The 21,914-nt window shown below is 68.4% G+C and carries 20 protein-coding genes; 8 read left to right on the top strand and 12 right to left on the bottom strand.

Translation table 11 applies throughout. The features are described from left to right. Nucleotides 1–5 precede the first annotated feature (5 nt). The 4 genes from QHF89_RS27065 to QHF89_RS27080 form a co-directional block, all read right to left on the bottom strand. Entirely contained in the window at nucleotides 6–1,358 is a 1,353-nt protein-coding gene (locus QHF89_RS27065; RefSeq protein WP_136970628.1) for an asparagine synthase-related protein, read from the bottom strand. Further along, nucleotides 1,355–2,353: a GDP-mannose 4,6-dehydratase gene (gene gmd / locus QHF89_RS27070; protein ID WP_136970627.1), complete on the bottom strand. Its 999-nt coding sequence runs from the start codon at nucleotides 2,351–2,353 to the stop codon at nucleotides 1,355–1,357. Before gmd ends, QHF89_RS27065 begins: the two co-directional genes overlap by 4 nt. Before the next feature lie 204 nt (nucleotides 2,354–2,557). Further along, nucleotides 2,558–3,076, bottom strand: a complete 519-nt coding sequence (locus tag QHF89_RS27075) for a hypothetical protein (RefSeq protein ID WP_136970626.1) — start codon at nucleotides 3,074–3,076, stop codon at nucleotides 2,558–2,560. A 479-nt stretch (nucleotides 3,077–3,555) separates the two neighbouring features. After that, complete coding sequence (locus QHF89_RS27080) at nucleotides 3,556–4,377, bottom strand: alpha/beta fold hydrolase (RefSeq protein ID WP_136970625.1); 822 nt, start codon at nucleotides 4,375–4,377, stop codon at nucleotides 3,556–3,558. A 244-nt stretch (nucleotides 4,378–4,621) separates the two neighbouring features. Between QHF89_RS27080 and QHF89_RS27085 the strand changes: the two genes are divergently transcribed. Together QHF89_RS27085 and QHF89_RS27090 are read left to right on the top strand one after the other, a co-directional pair. Next, nucleotides 4,622–5,680 (top strand): NAD(P)-dependent alcohol dehydrogenase, encoded by a 1,059-nt coding sequence (locus tag QHF89_RS27085; RefSeq protein WP_136970624.1) that lies wholly within the window; start codon nucleotides 4,622–4,624, stop codon nucleotides 5,678–5,680. 163 nt (nucleotides 5,681–5,843) lie between these two features. Beyond that, nucleotides 5,844–6,734 carry a hypothetical protein gene (locus QHF89_RS27090; protein ID WP_136970623.1) on the top strand — a complete coding sequence of 297 codons (891 nt, stop codon included), beginning with the start codon at nucleotides 5,844–5,846 and terminating at the stop codon, nucleotides 6,732–6,734. Between the two features lie 37 nt (nucleotides 6,735–6,771). On the opposite strand, the gene QHF89_RS27095 is transcribed toward QHF89_RS27090, so the two are convergent. Next, nucleotides 6,772–7,134 (bottom strand): hypothetical protein, encoded by a 363-nt coding sequence (locus tag QHF89_RS27095; protein WP_284720980.1) that lies wholly within the window; start codon nucleotides 7,132–7,134, stop codon nucleotides 6,772–6,774. A gap of 36 nt (nucleotides 7,135–7,170) precedes the next feature. Between QHF89_RS27095 and QHF89_RS27100 the strand changes: the two genes are divergently transcribed. Then, nucleotides 7,171–7,422 carry a hypothetical protein gene (locus QHF89_RS27100; RefSeq protein WP_284720981.1) on the top strand — a complete coding sequence of 84 codons (252 nt, stop codon included), beginning with the start codon at nucleotides 7,171–7,173 and terminating at the stop codon, nucleotides 7,420–7,422. 37 nt (nucleotides 7,423–7,459) lie between these two features. Here QHF89_RS27100 and QHF89_RS27105 read toward each other — a convergent pair whose 3' ends face one another. Then, entirely contained in the window at nucleotides 7,460–10,042 is a 2,583-nt protein-coding gene (locus tag QHF89_RS27105; RefSeq protein ID WP_136970621.1) for an O-antigen ligase family protein, read from the bottom strand. Nucleotides 10,043–10,168: 126 nt separating this feature from the next. Here QHF89_RS27105 and QHF89_RS27110 point away from each other — a divergent pair, with 126 nt between their 5' ends. The 5 genes from QHF89_RS27110 (at nucleotide 10,169) to QHF89_RS27130 (ending at nucleotide 16,333) form a co-directional block, all read left to right on the top strand. Then, nucleotides 10,169–11,629 carry a hypothetical protein gene (locus tag QHF89_RS27110; RefSeq protein WP_284720982.1) on the top strand — a complete coding sequence of 487 codons (1,461 nt, stop codon included), beginning with the start codon at nucleotides 10,169–10,171 and terminating at the stop codon, nucleotides 11,627–11,629. Between the two features lie 210 nt (nucleotides 11,630–11,839). Further along, the gene (locus QHF89_RS27115; RefSeq protein WP_284720983.1) at nucleotides 11,840–13,324 is read left to right on the top strand and encodes a serine/threonine-protein kinase; all 1,485 of its coding nucleotides are present in this window, start codon (nucleotides 11,840–11,842) and stop codon (nucleotides 13,322–13,324) included. 28 nt (nucleotides 13,325–13,352) lie between these two features. After that, on the top strand, nucleotides 13,353–14,399 hold the full coding sequence (locus QHF89_RS27120) for a tetratricopeptide repeat protein (protein WP_284720984.1): 1,047 nt from the start codon (nucleotides 13,353–13,355) through the stop codon (nucleotides 14,397–14,399). Between the two features lie 5 nt (nucleotides 14,400–14,404). Beyond that, nucleotides 14,405–15,853, top strand: coding sequence for a hypothetical protein (locus QHF89_RS27125; RefSeq protein ID WP_284720985.1), 1,449 nt, complete (start codon nucleotides 14,405–14,407; stop codon nucleotides 15,851–15,853). A gap of 126 nt (nucleotides 15,854–15,979) precedes the next feature. Beyond that, nucleotides 15,980–16,333: a hypothetical protein gene (locus QHF89_RS27130; RefSeq protein WP_136970619.1), complete on the top strand. Its 354-nt coding sequence runs from the start codon at nucleotides 15,980–15,982 to the stop codon at nucleotides 16,331–16,333. A 13-nt stretch (nucleotides 16,334–16,346) separates the two neighbouring features. Here QHF89_RS27130 and QHF89_RS27135 read toward each other — a convergent pair whose 3' ends face one another. Genes QHF89_RS27135 through gap form a run of 6 tightly spaced genes read right to left on the bottom strand, consistent with a single transcriptional unit; the run spans nucleotide 16,347 to nucleotide 21,826 of the window. Next, the gene (locus QHF89_RS27135) at nucleotides 16,347–16,997 is read right to left on the bottom strand and encodes an acyltransferase (RefSeq protein WP_136970618.1); all 651 of its coding nucleotides are present in this window, start codon (nucleotides 16,995–16,997) and stop codon (nucleotides 16,347–16,349) included. 3 nt (nucleotides 16,998–17,000) lie between these two features. Further along, nucleotides 17,001–18,458, bottom strand: a complete 1,458-nt coding sequence (locus QHF89_RS27140) for an ArnT family glycosyltransferase (RefSeq protein ID WP_284720986.1) — start codon at nucleotides 18,456–18,458, stop codon at nucleotides 17,001–17,003. 34 nt (nucleotides 18,459–18,492) lie between these two features. Continuing rightward, nucleotides 18,493–18,762 carry a preprotein translocase subunit SecG gene (secG, locus tag QHF89_RS27145; protein ID WP_284720987.1) on the bottom strand — a complete coding sequence of 90 codons (270 nt, stop codon included), beginning with the start codon at nucleotides 18,760–18,762 and terminating at the stop codon, nucleotides 18,493–18,495. Nucleotides 18,763–18,779: 17 nt separating this feature from the next. After that, on the bottom strand, nucleotides 18,780–19,571 hold the full coding sequence (gene tpiA, locus QHF89_RS27150; RefSeq protein ID WP_284720988.1) for a triose-phosphate isomerase: 792 nt from the start codon (nucleotides 19,569–19,571) through the stop codon (nucleotides 18,780–18,782). Next, complete coding sequence (locus QHF89_RS27155; protein ID WP_136970616.1) at nucleotides 19,568–20,800, bottom strand: phosphoglycerate kinase; 1,233 nt, start codon at nucleotides 20,798–20,800, stop codon at nucleotides 19,568–19,570. The genes tpiA and QHF89_RS27155 overlap by 4 nt, the downstream gene beginning before the upstream one ends. A gap of 3 nt (nucleotides 20,801–20,803) precedes the next feature. After that, nucleotides 20,804–21,826 (bottom strand): type I glyceraldehyde-3-phosphate dehydrogenase, encoded by a 1,023-nt coding sequence (gene gap / locus QHF89_RS27160; RefSeq protein ID WP_136970615.1) that lies wholly within the window; start codon nucleotides 21,824–21,826, stop codon nucleotides 20,804–20,806. Between the last annotated feature and the right edge of the window lie 88 nt (nucleotides 21,827–21,914).

A 21,914-nucleotide genomic window follows, 5' to 3' on the forward strand; every position in this document is an offset into this window, starting at 1 on the left:
CTCCGTCAGATCGTTGCGTCATGGCTTTGCAGATAGGCGACGAGCGTGGCCAAGGCGAAGACGTTCGGCGCGGCCCGATGGTTATTGTCGTTCCTGAGGAAAAAGGGCCAGAGAAACTCGGCGAAGCCCTGGCTGAGGAAGGGGGCGCGGCGCGGGAGCTCGTCGAGCAGGAGCGCCTCGGCCCAGGCGCGGAGCGGGCCCCGAAGCCACGCGGCAAGCGGAGGCGCAGGCGCAGGGCGAGCGCGGGTGTGCCGGAACGTGGACGCGAGCGGAAGGGAAAGGGCGCTCTCGACGACGGCCCGCTCGAGGAGCGGGGCGCGGAGCGCGAAGCCGAGGCGGCGGCTCGCGACGTCGGCGTCGCGGAGGGCCGTGTCGCGGAGGGCGTTCACGAGGTCGAGCGTCGAGAGCGCGCGATCGAGGCGGATCCTGCGGCGTGCGAGCGCGGGCCCGAGCTTCTCGGGGATCGTGAGCGGGAGGTGGCTTTCGTCCCAGATCGGTCCCTCCGCAGGGTCCCAGTGAAAGGAGAGGCTGGTGTATAAGTGCGAGGCGCGCCTGCAGCGGAGCGCCGCATAGGCGAGCTCGACGGCTCGGCCTGCGGCGAGCCGAGCTCCGAAGCGAAGGACGCGCTCGGCCGCGGGGAAAAGCGCGGATCTGCCCAGGTCTGCGAAGGCCGCCTCGCGCGCGGACTTGGCGGCGCGGAACGCCTGGAGGAACGACGTCGACGGCTGATCGAGCGCCTCGATGGCCTCCGTGATCTCGCGCTCGTCGGGGGCGCGGGGCGGGGCCGCCGGAGGCAAGGCGGCCTCGATGAGCGCGGCCTCGACGTCGCGCGGATCGACGTCGGAGCGTGGCTCGATCGGCAGCTCCCAGTACGTGGCGCTGCGCGCGTGGCCGTCGCGGTAGGTGAGGATCGTGGCGGGTGGGAGGGGCGAGACGCCTTCGAGGATCGTGTCGGGCTCGGCGACGGCACCCGTGGCGAGGAAGCTCCCGATTGCGCGGCGGGACAAACGTTTTTCGGCAAAACCCTGCGCGGCGAGCGTCCAGACCTCGGTGGCGAACGCGAGCTTTCCGGGGGCCGTCGCGAAGTAGAGGGATTGGATGCCGATCGGATCCCGCGCGAGCAGGAGCGTCCGCTCGGTCGTGTCCCAAAGACCCAGCGCAAAACCGCCCCGCAGCTCTTCGATTGCGCGCTTGCCGCGGGCGGCATACGCGGCGAGGACGCCTTCGGGGGACTCGCTGTCGCCTTCAAAGACGAGCGTGAAACGGCCATCCGCGGACGTCACGGCATTCGGGGAAAACCGGGCCTCGTCGATCGCGGAGCCGGGCCTGCCGCTGACGTACCCGAACGAGCCGTTCATCCCCGCGCCCGCTTTTCCCGGGCCGCGAGTTCGAGGTCCGAATCCACCATACGCCGCACCAGCTCCGGGAACGTGACCTTCGGCGTCCACCCGAGCTTTTCCCGCGCCTTCGTCGGGTCCGCGAGCAAAACGTCGACCTCGGCCGGCCGGAAATACTTGGGATCGATGCGCACGTATTCCTGCCAGTCGAGGTCCACGTGGCGGAACGCGAGCTCCAGGAACTCGCGCACCGCGTGCGTCTCGCCCATCCCGATGACGTAATCGTCGGCCTGGTCCTGCTGGAGCATGCGCCACATGGCGTCGACGTAGTCCTCGGCGTGGCCCCAATCGCGGCGGGCGTCGAGGTTGCCGAGCCAAAGCTCGCGCTGGAGGCCCTGTTTGATGCGGCCGACGGCGCGCGTGATCTTGCGGGTGACGAAGGTCTCGCCGCGGCGCTCGCTCTCGTGGTTGAAGAGGATGCCGTTCGAGACGTGCATGCCGTACGCCTCGCGGTAGTTCTGCGCGACGTAGAAGGCATACGCCTTGGCCGCGGCATAGGGGCTGCGCGGGTGGAAAGGCGTGGTCTCGCGTTGCGGGATCTCGGCGACCTTGCCGTAGAGTTCGCTCGAGCTCGCCTGGTAGAAGCGGGCCGCGACGCGCATCTTGCGCATGGCTTCGAGGAGGCGAACGGCGCCGAGGGCGGTGACCTCGCCGGTGTACTCGGGGATGTCGAAGGAGACGCGGACGTGGCTCTGCGCGCCGAGGTTGTAGATCTCGTCGGGCTGGACCTCGGCGAGGATCGACTGGAGCGAGGAGGCGTCGTTGAGGTCGCCGTGATGCAAGAAGAGGCGGACGCCGCGCTCGTGGGGGTCGCGGTAGAGGTGGTCGATGCGCTCGGTGTTGAAGGACGAGGAGCGACGGATGATGCCGTGGACCTCGTAGCCTTTGCCGAGGAGCAGCTCCGCGAGGTACGAGCCGTCCTGGCCCGTGATGCCGGTGATGAGCGCGCGTTTCATGCGGATGTACGGTTCATCCGGCGACCCGGGAGGCGGACCGTAGCATCGGGGGTGGGGGGCGCCAAGACGAGCGCGGGCTCATGAAAGGCTTGGTTGCGTGGGAGGCAGGAGACGTTCAGGGGGCGGGATCCGGGGGATCCAGGGGCGCCGGGGTCGGCTGCCGCCGCTGCTGAGGCGGCGGCGGCCGCGGGGTCCGTGGGTCGCTCAGGTGGGGTTCGGGTCCTTGGCTTTCGGGGCGCGCTCGGCGTCCGTCTCGGCGCGCGCTTGCTTGTTCTTGCGGCGCTTGTCGGCGGCCTTCTTGGCGTACTGGGAGCGGTACTCCAGGGTCTTGTTGAAGGCCGCACGCACCGACGGGTCGCCGTGCTGGGCGGTGGCGTCCACGAATCCACCGATGCGGCTGATGTCGGCTTCGCGTGCGTCCTCGTAGTAGAGCTCGCTCTCCTCGAGGACCTCCGCGAGCTTGAGGACATCCTTCTTGAGCGCGCGGATCTCGTCGAGCGTGGCCGTCTTTTCGACGATGTTCAGCCAGATGCCGGGGTGCATGCCGAGGGTCTCGCCGTACTGCGGGATGGCCTTCGAGAGTTCGTCGAAGACCCCCAAAAAGCCAGGCTTCTCACGCTGTGCGCCCGTGTGCGTGCCATTGGCGAGATCCACGAGCCTCGGACGAAGATTGGATGCGTCGATGATGCTGGGGCCCATATACGGAGCAATGATGTCGTTCACGAAAACCTCCATGGCCCGCACCCTCAGGGAAGGAGCGGGACGAGTTGGGGCGCGGACGGGAAGAAAAACAGAATCGCAATGCTTTTCTTGGCGGCGGAATCTTGCTCTGTGGGCGGCCACGCGGAGGGCTCGGACACGAGAGGTGGTTCGCTCGGACGCGAAGGCGGAGGGCTCGGACGCGGGAGGTGGTTCGCGTGGACGAGAGGGGAGGTTCGCTCGGATGCGAACGGGGAGGGCTCGGACGCGGGAGGAGGTTCGCGTGGACGCGGACGCGAGGGCTCGGACGCGATGGGAGGTTCGCGTGGACGCGAACGCCGAGGGCTCGGACGCGAACGCCGAGGGCTCGGACGTGAACGCCGAGGGCTCGGACGCGAGAGGAGGTTTGCGTGGACGCGAACGGGGAGGGCGAGGGCGCGAGAGGGGTTCGTGTGCACGAGAGAGGTGGTTCGCTCGGACGCGAATGGGGAGGGCTCGGACGCTCAGGCGATGCGGAGCGAAAGCTCGGCGAAGGCCGCTCGCACCTCCTGGGGATTCTCGATCCAAGGGAAATGCCCGGCGCCCGCGATGACGCGATCGATGACGTTGGGCGTCTGGAACCTCGGCTCGCGCCATCCGCCTTGCCAGACGATCCGATCGTCGGAGCCTGCCAATCGAAGGACCGGCATTCGTGTCGGCCACCATCGAGCCTGGTAGACGTGGTCGAAGTTCGCCTCCGACCACGTGACGGCCGCGCTGTTGTAAGGCATTCTCGCGAGGAGCTCTCGCCCCGCCGAGAGCCCGGCCGGGGTGAAGTTCCATTCCGCGGACGCCACCGCGACCGCGGCGATGTTCTCGTCGCGTGGATCCGCTTCATAAATTGCCGTCGCCGCCTCGACCTCGGGCAACGGGTTCGCCCGGGTCATCTCCACGAAACGAGGATGCCAGAGGGCGTCCGGAGCGGTGTCCAGAAGCGCCAGGGCCTCGAGGTGCGGCGCAAGCTCGGGCGTCGAAAGCAGATACATGCCGCCGGTCGAATGGCCGGCGAAGACGACGCGCGGGAGCGCCATGGCGGCCTCGACCACGACCTGGGGCCAGGCATCAAAAGGAACCTTCGGACTGCCTGGAGGGGCGCGGTTCGAGCCGTCTCCAGGAAGATCGACAAGCCAGATGGCCCCCGGCACATCCAGGATGTCGGCGAGCTCTTCGAGGCTTTCCGACCCGATGCCGGGTCCTCCCGGCAGGAGCAGCCAGTTGAGGTCTCCCGAGCGGAGGGCGTGACGACGCAGCCGGACGCCCGAGGGCGTGAAAAAGAGGTCGGCCATGTCAGCCATCGTAAGCGCCAACGGCGCCTTCGGCCAGGCGTCGAGCATTGCCAACGGCGAACGCCGCGTCCGTTCCGCCTGAAGAGCCAATCTGGCGCGCGCCACTGTCAAGCGCAGCTTAACGGCTCGTCCACCAACCGACCTCTGTTCCGTCGATGACGCCGAGCGCATGGTGGGGTCGCAGGAAGCCAAGGGGTCGCGGTGGCCTTGCGGCGAAGACCTCACCACCTCTCGGAGCCTCGACATGACCATCAAAGCATTCGGCGCCCACGCCGCCAACAAGCCGCTGGAATCACTCGAAATCACGCGCCGGGCGCCGGGCGACCACGACGTGCAGATCGAGATCGCGTACTGCGGCGTCTGCCACTCGGACCTGCACACGGTCCGCGGCGAATGGGCAGGCACGCTCTACCCCTGCGTGCCGGGGCACGAGATCGTGGGGCGCGTGTCCGCGGTCGGCGCGCACGTGACCGGTTTCAAGACAGGCGATCGGGTCGGCGTCGGCTGCATCGTCGATAGCTGCGGTCACTGCTCGGCGTGCGCGGCCGATTTGGAGCAGTACTGCGAGCCGGGCATGACCGGCACGTACAACTCCGCGACGCCCGATGCGCCCGGACACACGCTCGGCGGCTATTCCCAGCAGATCGTCGTCAAGGACAAGTACGTCCTGAAGATCCGTCACCACGAGGAGCAGCTCGCGGCCGTCGCTCCGCTGCTCTGCGCCGGCATCACGACCTATTCTCCGCTCAGGCACTGGAACGCTGGGCCCGGCAAGAAGGTGGGCATCGTCGGCATCGGCGGGCTCGGCCACATGGGCATCAAGCTCGCGCGCGCGATGGGCGCACACACCGTCGCATTCACGACGTCGGAGTCCAAGCGCAAAGCCGCGGTGGCGCTCGGCGCCGACGAGGTCGTCGTGTCGCGCAATGCGAGCGAGATGGCCGCTCACGTGGAGAGCTTCGACCTGATCCTGAACACGGTCGCGGTGAGCCACGACCTCGACGCCTTCACGCGCCTGCTCAAGCGGGACAGCGCCCTGGTGCTCGTGGGCGTTCCAGCGCATGCCCACCCGTCGCCCAGCGTCTTCAACCTCGTCTCCAAGCGCAAGACGATCGCTGGTTCGATGATCGGCGGCATCGCCGAGACCCAGGAGATGCTCGACTTCTGCGCGGAGAAGGGAATCGTCGCGGACATCGAGTTGATTCGCATTCAACAAATCGAACAAGCCTACGAGCGCATGCTGAGGAGCGACGTGAAGTATCGCTTCGTCATCGACAACGCGAGCTTCGGAGCCGCGCCGTAGGAGCGATCCATGTGCATGTGATTGAACGATGGGCGGCGGTCGTGGTCCTCGCGCAAGCAACGCGTGGCCGGGCCGAAGCGGCAGCAACGTTCCGGTAAAACCGATTCGTTCCCCGACGAACCTATCCCTTGTCCCCCCAGCGCTCTCGCAGTAGAGCGCCTTCGTGCCTTCCCTCTTGCACGAGGCGATCATCGAGCTTTTCCGCAACCGTCCGGTTCTGGCGGCGGAGCTGCTCCACGAGGCGCTGCACATCCCGTTGCCACCGTTCACGGAGGCTCGGATCGCCTCGGCGGATCTGACGAACATCATCCCGCGGGAGCTTCGCGCCGATCTCCTCGTGTTGCTCCTCGATGAACAACCTGTCCTGGTCATCATCGTCGAAGCGCAGCTCCAGTGGGATCCGGACAAGCCCTTTGCGTGGCCTGCGTACGTGGCCGGCGCGCGTGCGCGTTACCGGTGCCCGGCGTGCTTGCTGGTCGTCACGCCCGACGAAGCGCTCGCGGCGCGTCTTTCGCAGCCGATCGTGCTCGGCCCTGGGCAGTCTTCGATCACGCCTCTGGTGCTGGGGCCGGAGGGAGTGCCGGTGGTGAAGGACATCGAAGAAGCCAAGGAAAGGCCAGAACTGTCGGTCCTCTCGGCGCTCGCGCACGGACGAACGGAGGGAGGGATTTCCATCGCGGTTGCGGCGCTGGCTGCGGGCGCGGGGCTGGATGCGGAGCGTGCGAAACTGTACGCGGATCTCGTGCTATTTTCCCTGGGCGAAGCTGCCCGGACAGCGCTGGAGAAGCTCATGAGCATCCCGAACTACGAGTACCAGAGCGAATTTGCCCGCAAGTACGTGCAGCAAGGGCGAGAGGAAGGGCGCGCGGAAGGAAGCCTCGAGCCCGTTTTGCGTCTGTTCGAGCGCCGGCTCGCCCGGCCGTTGACCAGCGACGAGCGTGAGAACCTCGCCACGCAGCTCCACAAGGAGGGCGCCACCCGACTTACGGACATGGCCCTCGATCTCTCCGCGGCAGACCTCGCCGCCCTGCTCGTCGCGAACCACGGGCGCTGATGAGCCGCAGTGGCAGCGGCCGCGGCCGCTCCGCCCGCTACTTCTCCCCCATGGCCCGCGCCCGCTCCTCCGCAATCCGCTTTCTCAAGGCCTCCGTCATTCCCTGCTTTTGCGCTGCGCGTTCGAGCGCCATCACGGCCTGCGCATGCGCACCTCCGCGACTCGCAGCGTCCGCGAGCGTGAGCCACCGGGCCTCGGTCGGTTCCTCGCGGGCCGCGCGGTCGTAAAGCGTGAGCGCGGCGCCGGCGTCGCCCCGGGTCTCGCGGATACGCGCGAGGAACGCGGCGGCCTCGGCGCACGCGGACGCCGAGAGGCAGGTCGCGGCGAGCAGGTCCTTGCTGGCCGCGTCGATGCGCGCGACGCCAGGGACCTGGGAGGCGATCTCGACGCGCGCGCGCAAGCAGGCGAAGCTGCCCGGACAGCGCTGGAGAAGCTCATGAGCATCCCGAACTACGAGTACCAGAGCGAATTTGCCCGCAAGTACGTGCAGCAAGGGCGAGAGGAAGGAAGCCTCGAACCCGTTTTGCGTCTGTTCGAGCGCCGGCTCGCCCGGCCGTTGACCAGCGACGAGCGTGAGAACCTCGCCACGCAGCTCCACAAGGAGGGCGCCACCCGACTTACGGACATGGCCCTCGATCTCTCCGCGGCAGACCTCGCCGCGCTGCTCGTCGCGAACCACGGGCGCTGATGAGCCGCAGTGGCAGCGGCCGCGGCCGCTCCGCCCGCTACTTCTCCCCCATGGCCCGCGCCCGCTCCTCCGCAATCCGCTTTCTCAACGCCTCCGTCATTCCCTGCTTTTGCGCCGCGCGTTCGAGCGCCATCACGGCCTGCGCATGCGCACCTCCGCGACTCGCAGCGTCCGCGAGCGTGAGCCACCGGGCCTCGGTCGGTTCCTCGCGGGCCGCGCGGTCGTAAAGCGTGAGCGCGGCGCCGGCGTCGCCCCGGGTCTCGCGGATACGCGCGAGGAACACGGCGGCCTCGGCGCACGCGGACGCCGAGAGGCAGGTCGCGGCGAGCAGGTCCTTGCTGGCCGCGTCGATGCGCGCGACGCCAGGGACCTGGGAGGCGATCTCGACGCGCGCGCGCAAGCAGGCGGCGCGCTCCTTGACGAGCGGGCAGCGCGCCGCGAGCCGGGCCTCGGCGTCTTCGCTTTTGCCCTCGGTGACGAGGGCGCGCGCGCGGATCCGGTCGGCCATGAAGTCCCCGGGGAACGCTGTTTCGAGCGCGGCCGCGTGCGCCTCGATCTCGCGCATGCAGCGGGCACGATCGTCACACGTGCCCTTCGTGAGCGCGTCGAGCAGGGCGTCCGCGGCGCGCACGCGCGGGCCGTGGGCGCCGGGGTTTCGCGTGATCGCCTCGGCGTCGAGGCGCGCGCTGAGCGCGGCGTTGCCCGCGTTTCGCGCCTGCACCGCGAGCTCGTCGAGCATGGGCGCGCCCGCTTTGCCTTCGGGGACGGCGCCGCTCAATTCATCGAAGTCCTTCGAGAGCCGGACCGCGAACACGCCTGCAGGGCCCACGAGCGAGCTGTCTTGCGTGACGGCGATCCGCAGCTCGAGCAAGGCCTGGCGGCGCGCGCCGCGGCTGGCGAGGACCTGCGCGAGCAAGAGGTGCGCGCGGCCGTTCACGTGGCCTCGTTCGAGGGTGCGCTGGAGCCACGGGAGCGCGCGCTCGTGTTTGCCTTGGTAGGCCGCGAGCGCGCCGATGAGCGGGAAATAAGGTTCGGCCGGGTGGCGGCGCATCGCTGCGCGGAGGGCGGCTTCGAGTGCGTCGTGCGCGGCAGGATCCGCGAGGTTCGTCGCTTCGTACATCCTGCGGATCGCGTCGCGCTCGGCGTCGACGTCGGGATGGCCGAGCCGGAAGGATGCGGCCGCGAGCGCGAGGCCCACGAAGAGCGCGAGGGCCGGCGCGAAGCGCGTGAGCTTGCCCGGGGCCTTCGCGGCGAGGCCACGCGAGGGACGCGAGCGCGCGCGGTCTCCCCACAAGGAGCCGAGCACCGTGGCGAGGGCGAAGCAGACGGCCGGGATCTCCAGCGAGAGGTCGGCGAGGTTCTGGAGGAGGACCACGACGACGCCCGTGAAGGCGGCCGCCGCGAGGCGGCTGCGCAAGGCGCCGAGGCGCGAGGGGGCGAGCGCCCTCGCAAACAGGACGAGCGCCGCGAGCGCGACGGGCGCGCCCCACTCGACGAGCCACTGCGCCGGGAAGTTCTCGATGTACGCAAAGACGACGTGGCCCGCGCTCGCGCGGTACGCAGGGAAGACGCTTTCGAACGCGCCACGGCCGATGCCGAAGATCGGGTGCTCGCGCAAGACGGGCAGCGCCCAGCGCACCATCTGGAGTTTGTCGAGGTTCCTGTCGTAGAGCTCGAACCACGTGTCGCGCGTGCCGCCGAGGAGCGCGAGCGCAGCGCCGCCGAGGAGCGCGGCGCCGAGGAGCCACCGGAGCGAGGGATCGGCGCCGTCGCTGCCGCCGCGACGCGCCGCGCGGATGCGAAGGAGGAGCGCGAGCAGGAGGACGCCGAAGATCAAGGCCATCACGCCGCCGCGCGAGGCCGACGTGACGTCGACGGCGACGAGGAACGCGACGCCCGCAGCGACGAGCCAGCGCGGCGCGACGGGATCGTGCATGAGGGCGAGGCCCATGCCCGCGAGCGCGCCGAGGTTGAGGTAACCGGCGAGGGTGTTCGCGTTGATGAGCGGTCCGACATGCCACGGCGGCAGCGCGACCGAGGGCGTGTAGAAGCCGTAGACCTTCGTCAGGCCCGCGAGGCCGTGCACGACGGTGACGAGCGCGACGGCAAGGGCCGAGAGGAAGACGATCGTGATGCCGGCGGCGGCGCCGCGACGCGCGGAGACGGCTGCCGAGGCGGTGAAGATCGCAGCGTAGGAGGACCACTTCAGGGCCTCGACGATCGAGCCGCCGGGATCGAGCGAGAGGCTCGCGAAGCGCGGGCCGGCCTCGCCAAAGGGAAGGAGCGCGCGCGACCAGACGTCGGCGTTGCCCGGCGCGAGGCGTTCGAGCAGGGCCATCGGCAAGGGCACGGCCTGGAGGAGCGTGTAGGCGGCGAGCGCGGTCGCGAGGAGCGCAGGCAAAGCGAGGGAGACCGAGCCCTTGCGCTCTTGCTCGCGGCGAAGCGCGAGGGCGGCGGCAGCGAAGGCGAAGGGCGCGAGGAGGGAGACGACGCGGACGTGGACGCCGCCGAGCGCGAGGGCGGAGCTCGCGACGGTGAAGGCGACGAGGACGACGAGGGGTCGAACGGAGCCGGAGCTTCCGCGATCTCGGCGCGGGCTGGATCGGGAGGTGGGAGGCATCCGAGGCTCGTGATCGGGGCGCGCGGGAGGGCGCCGAGTGTATCGCAGAACGATCGGGCGTCGGGGCGCGAGATGGCGCCGCGCGTTCGTTGACGCCGGGTCGTGTTCCGCAGAGGATCTCCGATCATGGAACGTTCGTCTTGCCGCGGGCGTCGCGGCCTTGCTTCCCTTGGGATCTCTGGCATCGGAGCGCTCGTGATGGGCGCGTGGCTCGGCGCGTGTAGCCTCGATCAGCTCGGGTCGGCGCCGTTGGGACAAGCGTCGTCGTCGTCATCGTCGTCGTCATCGTCGTCTTCTTCGGGTGAGGGCGGCAGCGGCGCGTCCATGGGACCGGGCGGGACCGGCGGCGTGGGCGGCGTGGGCGGCGTCGGTGGAATGGGCGGCGCGGGCGGGGTCGCCGTCGGTGGAATGGGCGGCGTCGGTGGAACGGGCGGCGTCGGTGGAACGGGCGGCGTGGGCGGCGGGGGGCCGGTGGTGATCCGCGAATGGACGGCGACGACGCTTCCAGCGGCCACGTTACCCATTTACACGTTGCCGGACGACTGGCTCAAGATCGAATGTCCGACGGCCGATAGGACCTCGCAGGTGGGTCCGCACAGCCTGAAGCGCCTCTATCCTGCGAACGCAGCACGGCCGAGAAACGTGGGGCCTGCCTGGGGGCTCAGCGTGGAGAGCAAGCGAAAGAACAGGATCTGGAACGGAGAATCGTGGGTGGGGACGGGCTGGACGACTCCGGCCTTGGTCGGGATGACAGTCACGACGGGGCACCCGGATCCGGCGGGAGGTATGAGCGCCACGAGATTCGGTTCCACGGGAAAACAGCAATCGAACTATTCGACGCTTCCCAAGGGATACGGGTCGGGGTGGTTTCGTGGGGAGGGTGATGTCGGCCCCTACGCCTATTTCGTCATGGAGCCGGGAAACTCCGGGTGGACGGTCGACGTCATCGATGATGCCGCGAACTGGAAGCGTTACGAGGTCGGCGAGGACGACGGCTATTTCCTCCTGGAGACCCGCGGCGATGGGGACGGGGATCCTGCGCCGATCGAGATGCCGACGGCGGTGTTCGCCTATGGTGCGCAGCTCGAGACGAGGGACAACAATAGCAGCGTCAAGTATCCATCGAGCTACATCCCGACGACGCAGGCACAGGAGCGCACCCGGGAGGCCGACAAACTCTCCGTCATCGCCCCGCCGATCGTCGCGCCGGACGGCTATTTCCACGTGAAGATTCGTTTTGCGCCGAATTATGCCACCGCCGAGACCACGGAGAACGAGCACGATCTGCTCAACATCAACAATGATAACCGTCTCTTTTTTCGGTTCTCGGACAGAAAGATCGTGTTTCGTATCAACAAGGTCAACCTCGAATCCGCCGCGCTCACGTGGACCCGGGAGCAGGAGATCCAGGTGGAGGCGATTCACTCGGCGACCGAACAAAGACTGTTCGTGTCCGCGGGCGGCACCGTCTCGGGGCCGGCGCAGTCCCCCGTCCCGGTGAACAACTTTTTCTACGTCCTCGGCAACGGGTCCGGCGCTCAGGAGTGCGCGGATCTGCGTTACATCGGGTTCTTCGAGCCCAATTGACGGCGGCTCGTTTGGGGCCCGCTATCCCCGCGGCGAGGGCGCGCGTCAAGCCTTGTCGCCGCGGGTTTGGCCCTTCGAGGGCGATGGGGGGTTTGGACGGACGGAGAGAGGCTTCCTCTGCGAGAGCGAGGCGCAGTTTCGTGGGGAAACAGGAGGCCCACGCACAGACAAGTGTGCCGCGACGTGCTGTTTTCGCTAAGCTCGACGATCGTGGAAGTAGCTGCTGATCTCGCTGTCGGTACAGTCTTTGCCAGCCGATACCGGATCGTCCGCCGGATCGCGGCGGGCGGGATGGGCGCCGTCTTCGAGGTGCTTCACCTCGAGACCGAGCGACGACGCGCGCTGAAGGTCATGCACGCGCACCTCTTCCAGAGCGAGGAGCTGCGCGAGCGGTTCAAGCGAGAGGCCAAGGTCGCGGCCCATGTCGAGAGCGAGTTCATCGTCGACGTCTTCGACGCGGGCGTTGACGAAGCCACGGGGATGCCGTTCCTGGTCATGGAGCTGCTTCGCGGCGAGGAGCTCGGCGAGCGACTCAAACGCGTGGGAAAGCTTTCCGAGGACGAGGCGCTGCTCTACCTGCACCAGACTGCGCGTGCGCTCGACAAGACGCATCGTGCCTCGATCGTTCACCGGGATCTGAAGCCCGCCAACGTGTTCCTCACGGAACGGGACGAGGACACGCCGCGCGTCAAGATCCTCGACTTCGGGATCGCGAAGGTCGTCGCAGAAGGCGCCACCACCGGCGGCGCGACGCAGTCGCTCGGGACACCGTTTTACATGGCGCCCGAGCAGTACAACCCAAGCGCAAGGCTCACTGGCGCGGCGGATATCTATGCACTCGGCATGATGGCTTATACGTTGCTCGTGGGCGCACCGTACTGGTCCGAGGAGGCCCGCGGCGGGAACGTGTACGCGCTGATCGCGGTGGCGATCGGGGGGCCGCGGGAACCTGCGTCCATGCGCGCGGCGAGGCGTGGTGTGGCGCTTCCACCCGCGTTCGATGCGTGGTTCGCGAAGGTCACGGCGCTCGACCCGGCGCAGCGCTACCCGACGGCCACAGCGGCGGTGCAGGCGCTCGCGGAGGTGCTGGGGGCGGCAGCTCCGGCGCGAGGGGTGGCGCTCTCGGTGAGCGGGGAGTTCCATGCTCCCACGGGAATGCAGGCGACGATCCCCCTCCGGGCGGCCGCTTCGGGGATACCCGTGGTCGGGCCTCCGATGCCCGTCGCAAGCAAGAGCGATGCAGGGCCGGCGCCCATGCTCCCGGATGCGACTGCACCCGGCGCGGCCGCCACGAACCCAACGCCCACGAAGGCTCCGCCCGTCTGGCCTCTTGTGGCGGGTGGAGTTGGTCTGCTGGCCGTCGCGATGGTGATCCTCGTATCGTTCGTGGTGCGCACGACGACTGCCGAGGAGCAGGCACCCGCTGCTGCCACGATGCCGGCACCTGCGATGCCTCCGGTGTTGGATCAGGCTCCTCAGGTGCTTTCGGCGTCTGCGCCGGCGCTGGCGGTCGACGCACCCGTGGCTCCGACGAGCGCACCGACCACGGCGCCGTCGACCACGACGTCGGCCGCAGCGCCTGCCGCGACGGATTCATCTGCTGCTGCGAAGCCTGCGACGTCGACCAAACCGACGGTACGGCCCACAGCGCCCACCACGCAGTCCACCTCCCGAAAAAAGCATGCGTGGAATTGAGCCACCGCGACCTTCAAGGAAGCGACACATGAAATCGAGAAGCTGGGTTCTCTTCGCGCCGTGTTTGGCTGCCCTGGTTCTGACCGCTCGTCCTGCATCTTCGGCTGGGCCGCAGGTCAGCCCCGCGCAAGCGCTCTTCGTCGACGCCGTCACGCTGATGGAGAAGAACCAATTCGACGCGGCCTGCCCGAAGCTCGAGCAGAGCTTCGCGCTCGAGCGCGTCCCAGGTACGCTCTTCGCTCTCGGAGACTGCGAGGAGCAGCGAGGGCGCGTCGCCACGGCATTGCGGTGGTACGATGAGTATCTCGCCACGTACGAGACGCTTCCGGTGGCAAAGAAGCAGGACCACGCTGAAAGAGCAAAGCAGGCTCGGGCGCAGAGGGAGGCGCTCCGGCCAGCGATTCCGCAGCTCACGCTCGTCTTGCTGCCCGGGACGCCAGCGTCCATTGCCGTGACGCTCGACGGACGACAGCTTGCGACGTCCTCGCTTGGAGTGCCGATCGATCTGGATCCGGGAGAGCACCAGATCGTGACGCAGTTGCCTGGAGGCCCCTCCAAGACGACATCCGTGAAGCTTGGGAAAGGACAGCGTGAGCGCTGGCCGCTGGTCTTCGAGCCCGCGCCTGTACAGCGGCCCGATCCTATCGACGGGAACAACCAACGCGTATCCGGGAATTCCTCGAATGAACCGGCCAGCACGACCGGTGGGCAACGGATGGGAGGGTTCGTGGCCGGGGGCGTCGGGGTCGCGGGGGTCCTGGTCGGCGCCATCGCGGGTGGAATGGCCATCTCGGCGAAGAATGCGATGGAGCAGGATTGCGCTGCGACGGCAGGCAATGTGATGACGTGTCAAACGCAAGCGGGTGTGGACGCCGGGAACCGCGCGACGACGTTGGGGAACGTGAGCACGGCGGGGCTCGTGATTGGGGCTGCGGGGCTCGCGGTTGGGGCGGTCTTGGTGGTGCTCGATGGGCGCAAGACGAAGCCTTCGGGAGAGGCGCCCGGGCCCACGGTGACGGCGCGGGTGGGCGGGGGAGCATCGGGTGTAGGGGTCTCGCTTCACGGCGTATGGTGAGTCGAATGGATACGAGCAAGCGTACGACGTGGCGGTGGTTGCTCGGGCCGCTGGCATGCTTCGGGGTCGCCGCGGGGTGTGCCCAGGTGCTGGGGGTGGATGACAAGGAGTTCGTGCTGACCGGCGGCGGTGGGAGTGGGGGCGCAGGCGGCACGGGAGGTGCGGCCGGGGCGGGGATGGGATCGAGCGTGTCGTCGAGCGTGGCCTCGACGAGCGGGAGCGGGGGCGGGGGCGGGGGCGGGGGCGGCGCGGGTGGAATGGGTGGCGTCGGTGGAATGGGTGGCGTCGGTGGAATGGGCGGCGTCGGTGGAGTGGGCGGCTCGGGCGGCGGGGGGCCGGTGGCGATCCGCGAATGGACGGCGACGACGCCTCCCGCGGCCACGTTACCCATTTACACGTTGCCGGACGACTGGCTCAAGATCGAATGTCCGACGGCCGATAGGACCTCGCAGGTGGGTCCGCACAGCCTGAAGCGCCTCTATCCTGCGAACGCAGCACGGCCGAGAAACGTGGGGCCTGCCTGGGGGCTCAGCGTGGAGAGCAAGCGAAAGAACAGGATCTGGAACGGAGAATCGTGGGTGGGGACGGGCTGGACGACTCCGGCCTTGGTCGGGATGACAGTCACGACGGGGCACCCGGATCCGGCGGGAGGTATGAACGCCACGAGATTCGCTTCCACGGGAAAACAGATGTCGAACTATACCACGCTTCCCAAGGGATACGGGTCGGGGTGGTTTCGTGGGGAGGGGGATGTCGGCCCCTACGGTTATTTCGTCATGGAGCCGGGAAACTCCGGGTGGACGGTCGACGTCATCGATGATGCCGCGAACTGGAAGCGTTACGAGGTCGGCGAGGACGACGGCTATTTGCTCCTGGAGACCCGCGGCGATGGGGACGGGGATCCTGTGCCGATCGAGACGCCGACGGCGGTGTTCGCCTATGGTGCGCAGCTCGAGACGAGGGACAACAATAGCAGCGTCAAGTATCCATCGAGCTACATCCCGACGACGCAGGCACAAGAGCGCACCCGGGAGGCCGACAAACTCTCCATCGTCGCCCCGCCGGTCGTCGCGCCGGACGGCTATTTCCACGTGAAGATTCGTTTTGCGCCGAATTATGCCACCGCCGAGACCACGGAGAACGAGCACGATCTGCTCAACATCAACAATGATAACCGTCTCTTTTTTCGGTTCTCGGACAGAAAGATCGTGTTTCGTATCAACAAGGTCAACCTCGAATCCGCCGCGCTCACGTGGACCCGGGAGCAGGAGATCCAGGTGGAGGCGATTCACTCGGCGACCGAACAAAAGCTGATCGTGTCCGCGGGCGGCGCCTTCTCGGGGCCGGCGCAGCCCCCCGTCCCGGTGAACAATTTATTCTACGTCCTCGGCAACGGGTCCGGTGCCCAGGAGTGCGCGGATCTGCGTTACCTCGGGTTCTTCGAGCCCAATTGAAATCGTCTTGTCGTCGTACAGTTTTTTCGCCGAGGTGGAAGTCGCAACCCAAGGAAAATCGGTCCCCGTCCGCTTGACGTACCCGTGGACCGTGCGCAAAAAGACCCTGCTCTCCCGGAGAACCAAATGAGCAAAACTCTCGCGGTCGTTCTCGCTCTCGGTGTTTGCGGCGGCGCCGGCGTGGCGGCGTTCGCCTACATGAAGAAGCCCGAGCGCGCTGCCTGCGTGCGTATCGCCGACCTGTGCGGCGAAAAGAACGGGACGAAGGACGACCTCGACCGGTGTGTCGAGGAGGTCGAGCAGTGGCGCAAGGTCGCCGGCAACGAGCCGGTCGACAAGGGGATCGCGTGCGTCGACGACGCCAAGACGTGCGGCGAAGCCATGGGCTGCGTCGCAGGCGCCGGCATGAAGGGCTTTCAGAACGTCGTCGACGACTTCTTCAAGGGCCTCGGCAAGGGGCTCGGCGGTAGCAGCAAATAGCCTCCGGTCCGCCTCAACCGGGGCGTGATCGGATGTACGGCTTGCCAAGGTCGCGCCCGCCCGACGGCAGCGGCGCATCCTCGTCCAGATCCAGGCAACGGACGAGGCCCTCCTCCACTCGATATCGATATCCACTCTCGGGACAAACCATGATCCCGTCGGGACCAGGTCGCCCGAGCTTTTGCCCGTGCCGGCTCATGGTGCCCGTGCGCCGCGCCGGGACGCCCGTCATCAGCGCATAGTCGGGGACGTCCCGCGTGACGAGCGCGCCGGCACCAACGAACGCATGCCGCCCGACGGTCGTGCCACAGACGATCGTCGCATTCGCGCCGATCGTGGCGCCGCGGCGGATCAAGGTCGTTTCGTAGAGGCCCCGGCGATCGATTTCGGCGCGCGGGTTCGTGACGTTCGTGAGGACGCAGGAGGGGCCAAGAAAGACCAAGTCCTCGACGATCGTGCCCTCGTACAGGGAGACGTTGTTCTGGATCCGCACGTCGTCCCCGATGACGACGCCGCTCGCCACGAAGACACCCTGACCGAGCACGCAACGCTTGCCAATTCGAGCGCCCGGCATGACGTGGCAGAAATGCCAGACGCGCGTGCCTTCGCCGAGGGAGGAAGGCTCGTCGACATAAGCGGAGGGGTGCACGAAGGGGGATTGCATCAATCAGCGGCTCCCGTGCTCCCATAACCCGAACGAGCCATGGACGGCGCGCGGCGGACCGAGGACGGCCGCGGCAGGGCTCGCCGTGCGCCCGAGGAGGAAACGCGCGCGGGCTTCGTCGAGGCGGCGCGGGAGGGCGTCGGGGGCGTCGAAGGTGGAGGCAGAGGCGGGTTTGCGAGGATCGAGGTCGCGGTCGAGGATGACGTCCTCAGGGCGGCCGAGGGCCGCGGTGATGGCGAAATGGCCATAATCGCGCACCTCGACGAGGACACGTTCGTCGGGAGGGACGAGCGCGCGCGCGGCGTCGCCGATGGCGACCTCGTCCGTGCGCGGGACGAAGTCTTCGCCGCGGAACCAGCGGCGGACAATGACGAGGCTGAAGACGAGGAGGGCGACGGCCGCGGTCGCCGCGCCGAGGCGGGCCTGCCGGCTCGCGCGAGGGAGCAACGTGGCCGCGAGGTCGCCAACGACGAGGGCACAGAGGAGGAGGCCGACGAGGACCGCACGCTCGGGGTGATGCGTCGGGGCGCCGTCCTTGACGAGGGCCGCCGAGAGGGCGACGAGCTGAAAGAGGGCGAGGGCGACAGGGCGCGCGTAAGGGCGAAGGGTTTCGCGGGCCGCGGCGCGCAGCGAGGGGAGCGCGGCGAGGGCGAGGAGGACGGCGAGCGCGCTGAAGAGCTCGGGCTCGTGGCGAGCCATGGCGAGCGGATAGGCGAAGAGGCGCGCGAGAAGGGCGTCGGCGTCGCCGCCGAGGGCGCGGCGGTAGGCGGCGACGCGGTCGAGGGAGTCGAAGGCGTTGCCGCGGGTGAAGTGGTTCCAGAGGACCCACAAAAAGGGGCCGAGGAGCGAGAGGGCCGCCGCGAGGATGAAGAGGGCGCGGTCCTTGGCGGATCGCTCGCGATCGCGGAGAGCGTCGAGGCCGGTGAGGGCAGCAAACGCGGCCGCGATGGGCCAGACGTCGTACCGCGAGAGGGTGGCGCCGAGGAGCGCGAGGCCGCCGAAGAGGCGCGCGCGGGGCTCACGCGGGCCCACGAGCGAGGCCATCGCGAAGAGGGCGAGCGCCGCGGTGGGGAGCTCGGGGACGGTGGCGACGCCGAGGCGCGCGCTCCAGGGGAAGACGGCGGCGAGGACGGCGCCGAGGAGGGCGGCGGTTCGGTTCTTTGCGAGGCGCTCGGCCGCGAGCGCGACGAGCACGGCCGAGAGGACGCCGAGGACGAAGGCGGTGACGCGCGCGACGAGGAGCGTTCGCCCCGCGCCGAGCATGGCCGCGCCCGTGACCCAGAAGGGGAAGGGGAGCCAGCTCGTGCCGGTCGGATCGAGCTTCGGGGCGTGGGCGAAGTCCTGCGCGATGACGACACGCGCGAAGTCGTCGTCGCTGACGGCGCGAAAGCCCGTGGCGATCACGATCGCCGCCGCGATCACCTTGACGAGCGCAACGAGGCCGAGATCGCGTCTCTGCAACAACGCGGGCAAGCGGTCCGCCTTCGACGCGGAGCTACTTCTGCTGCGTGGTCTCGAACTGCTTGAGCTCGCGATCACCCGCGGAGGACAGGTACGCGAGGGACATGCTGGTGACCATGAAGATCGCGGCGCAGATCGCGGTGAGGCGCGTCATGAAGTTGCCCGCGCCGCGGCCGCCGAAGACCTGCGCACCGCCGCCAAACGACGAGCCGAGGCCTCCGCCGCGGCCCTGCTGCAGGAGCACCACGAGGATCAGGAAGATACAAACGATGACGTGGATGACGTTGAGCAGAGTGGTCAGCATCGGCGCACGGCGACGTTCTACCCTCGTTCCGCGGCGTCCGCCAGCCGCTCGGCGCTGTCGATGATCTTGCCGAAGCCGGCGGCGTCGAGGGAGGCGCCGCCGACGAGGGCGCCGTCGACGTCCGCCTGGCCGAGCAAGCCCTCGGCATTGTCCCCCTTCACGCTGCCGCCGTAGAGGATCCGCGTGGACGCAGCGAGCTCCTCGGAGACGCTCGCGCAAAGGCCGCGGATCATCGCGTGGACCTCCTGGGCGTCCTCGGGACGAGCGACCTTGCCCGTCCCGATCGCCCAGACCGGCTCGTAAGCGATGACGCCAAAGCCCGGGCGCTTGGCAAGCTCATCAAGGAAGGCGCGGGTCTGGCGCTCGACGACTTCGAGCGTCTTTCCATCCTCGCGCTCCTGGAGCGTCTCGCCGACACAGGCGATCGGGTAGAGCTCGGCGCGGATCGCGGCGGCGATTTTCCGAGCGATGAACTCGTCCGTCTCGCCGAAGATCTGCCGGCGCTCGCTGTGGCCGAGGATGACCCAGGTCGCGCCGGAGTCCTTGAGCATCGGCGCGCTGATCTCGCCGGTGAAGGCCCCGGCAGGTTCGGGGTGCATGTTCTGGGCGCCGAGCATCACCGCGCTCTTCGACTCCCAGAGCTCATGCGCGGCCGCGGCGAGCGCCGTGAACGGCGGGCAGATCACGACGTCGACGCGGGCCGAGCGGCGCGCCGCCTCGACCACGCCGAGGGCCAGGCTGCATGCGTCCTGGCCACCGGCGTTCATTTTCCAGTTGCCCGCGATGAGGGGGCGGCGCGCGACGTTCACGACGCTTCCTCCGCCACGGCAGAACGAAGCGCCTCGACGCCCGGCAACTTGCGGCCCTCGATGAGCTCGAGCGCAGCGCCGCCGCCCGTCGAGATGTGATCCATGCCCTTCGCGATCTCCTCGCCCGCGGCGCGCACGGCCGCCGCGCTGTCGCCGCCGCCGACGACGGTGAACCCTTCGGCGCGGCTCATGATGCGGGCGATCTCGAAGGTGCCGTTCGAGAACGCCTTCGACTCGAAGAGGCCCATGGGGCCGTTCCAGAAGACGGTCTTCGCGCGCTCGATGGCGTTCCCGAAGAGCTCGACCGTCTTCGGGCCGATGTCGAGCGCCATGGTTCCGTCGGGGATCGCGTCCACGCTGACGGCCGTGCCGCTCTCCGCGTCGAGGCTCTTGGCCACGACGACGTCGACGGGCAGGAGGACCTTGGCCCCTCGTTCACGCGCCTTCTGCAGGATCGTGCGGGCGAGCGGGAGTTTGTCGTCCTCGATCTTGCTCGCCGCGACCTTCTTGCCTTGCGCCGCGAGGAAGGTGTTCGCCATGGCGCCGCCGATGCAGAGCGTGTCGACGACGTTGAGCAGCGACTCGACGACGGCGATCTTGTCCGACACCTTCGCGCCGCCGAGCACCGCGACGTACGGCTTCTCGGGACGATCGAGCAAGCGGGCGAGCGAGCGCAGCTCCTTCAGCATGAGCAGGCCCGCGGCGCGATCACGGATCATGCGGGGCAGGGCGTGCACGGAGGCGTGGGCGCGGTGCGCCGCGCCGAACGCGTCGTCGACGTAGATGTCGCAGAGCTCGGCGAGCTGACGCGCGAAGTTCTCCTCGTCCTTCTCCTCCTCCTCGTGGAAGCGGAGGTTTTCGAGGAGGCAAACCTGGCCGGCGCGCAGGTCGTGGGTGACCTTCTTCGGGCCGTCACCGATGCAGTCGTCGGTCAGGTGCACCTCGTAGCCCGTGAGCTCCGCGAGGCGCGCGCCGGCCGGTTCGAGGGAGCAGCCCTCGTGCTTGCCCGGCTTCGGTCGGCCGAGGTGCGAGGCGAGGATCACCTTCGCGCCCGCGTCCACCGCGACCTTGATCGTGGGGATCGACTCGCGGATGCGCGCGTCGTCGGTGATCGCGCCGGTCTTCTTGTCGAGTGGGACGTTGAAGTCGACGCGGATGAAGACGCGCTTGTTCGCGAGCCCAGAATCCTTGGCGAGGTCCTCGATCGAGCGGATGCCCGTGAGCTTCATGGCTCAGACGCCCTTCTCGGCCATGAGCTTGGCCAGGTCGATCATGCGGTTCGAGAAGCCCCACTCGTTGTCGTACCAGGAGAAGACCTTCGCGAACTTGTCGCCGATGTGCTGCGTGAGCGTGGCGTCGAAGATGCTCGAGTGCGGGTTGCCGATGAAGTCGCCCGAGACGAGCTGGAGCTCGGTGTACTGGAGGATGCCCTTCATCGGGCCCTCGGCCGCGCGCTTCATCGCCTCGTGGATCGCGTCCTTCGAGATAGGCTTCTCCGTCTCGAGCGTGAGATCCACGAGCGAGACGTCGACCGTCGGGACGCGGATCGCCTGGCCGTCGAACTTGCCCTTGAGCTCCGGGATGACCTCGCTGAGCGCCTTCGCCGCGCCCGTCGACGAGGGCACCATGTTCACCGCCGCCGCGCGGGCGCGGCGCAGATCCCCCTTGCGGTGCGGGAGATCGAGGATGTGCTGGTCGTTCGTGTACGAGTGGATCGTGGTCATGAGGCCGCGGACGATCCCGAAATGGTCGAGCAGGACCTTCGCGACCGGCGCGAGGCAGTTCGTCGTGCACGAGCCGCACGAGATGACGCTGTGCTTGGCCGGGTCGTACTGCTTGTCGTTGACGCCCAGGACGACGGTGAGGTCGTGGCCCTTGGCCGGCGCGCTGATGATGACGCGCTTGGCGCCCGCGTTCTGGTGCAGGGCGGCCTTCGCCTTGTCGGTGAAGAGGCCGGTGCACTCGAGGACGATGTCGACGCCGAGGTCCTTCCAGGGCAGCTCGGCGGGGTCCTTCTTCGCGAGGACCTGGATGCGCTTGTCGTCGAGCGCGATGTAGCCGTCGCCGTGGCTCACCTTCGCCGCGCGGAACTCGCGGTGGATGGAGTCGAAGCGCAAGAGGTGTGCGAGCGTGCCGGCATCGGTGAGATCGTTGATCGCCACGATCTCGAGATCCTTCTCGCCGCGCTCGACGAGCGCGCGCACGATGCAGCGACCGATCCGACCAAACCCGTTGATTGCAATCCTCGTCGCCATCGGAGACTCCTGGAAAAGGTGTGGTTTCGGGCACGATACCTAGCCAGGTGGCCCCGATCGGTCAAGCGAAGGTTCCGCGTCGAGCGAA

It is taken from the genome of Polyangium sorediatum, assembly GCF_029946465.1.
GTDB lineage: Bacteria > Myxococcota_A > Polyangia > Polyangiales > Polyangiaceae > Polyangium > Polyangium fumosum.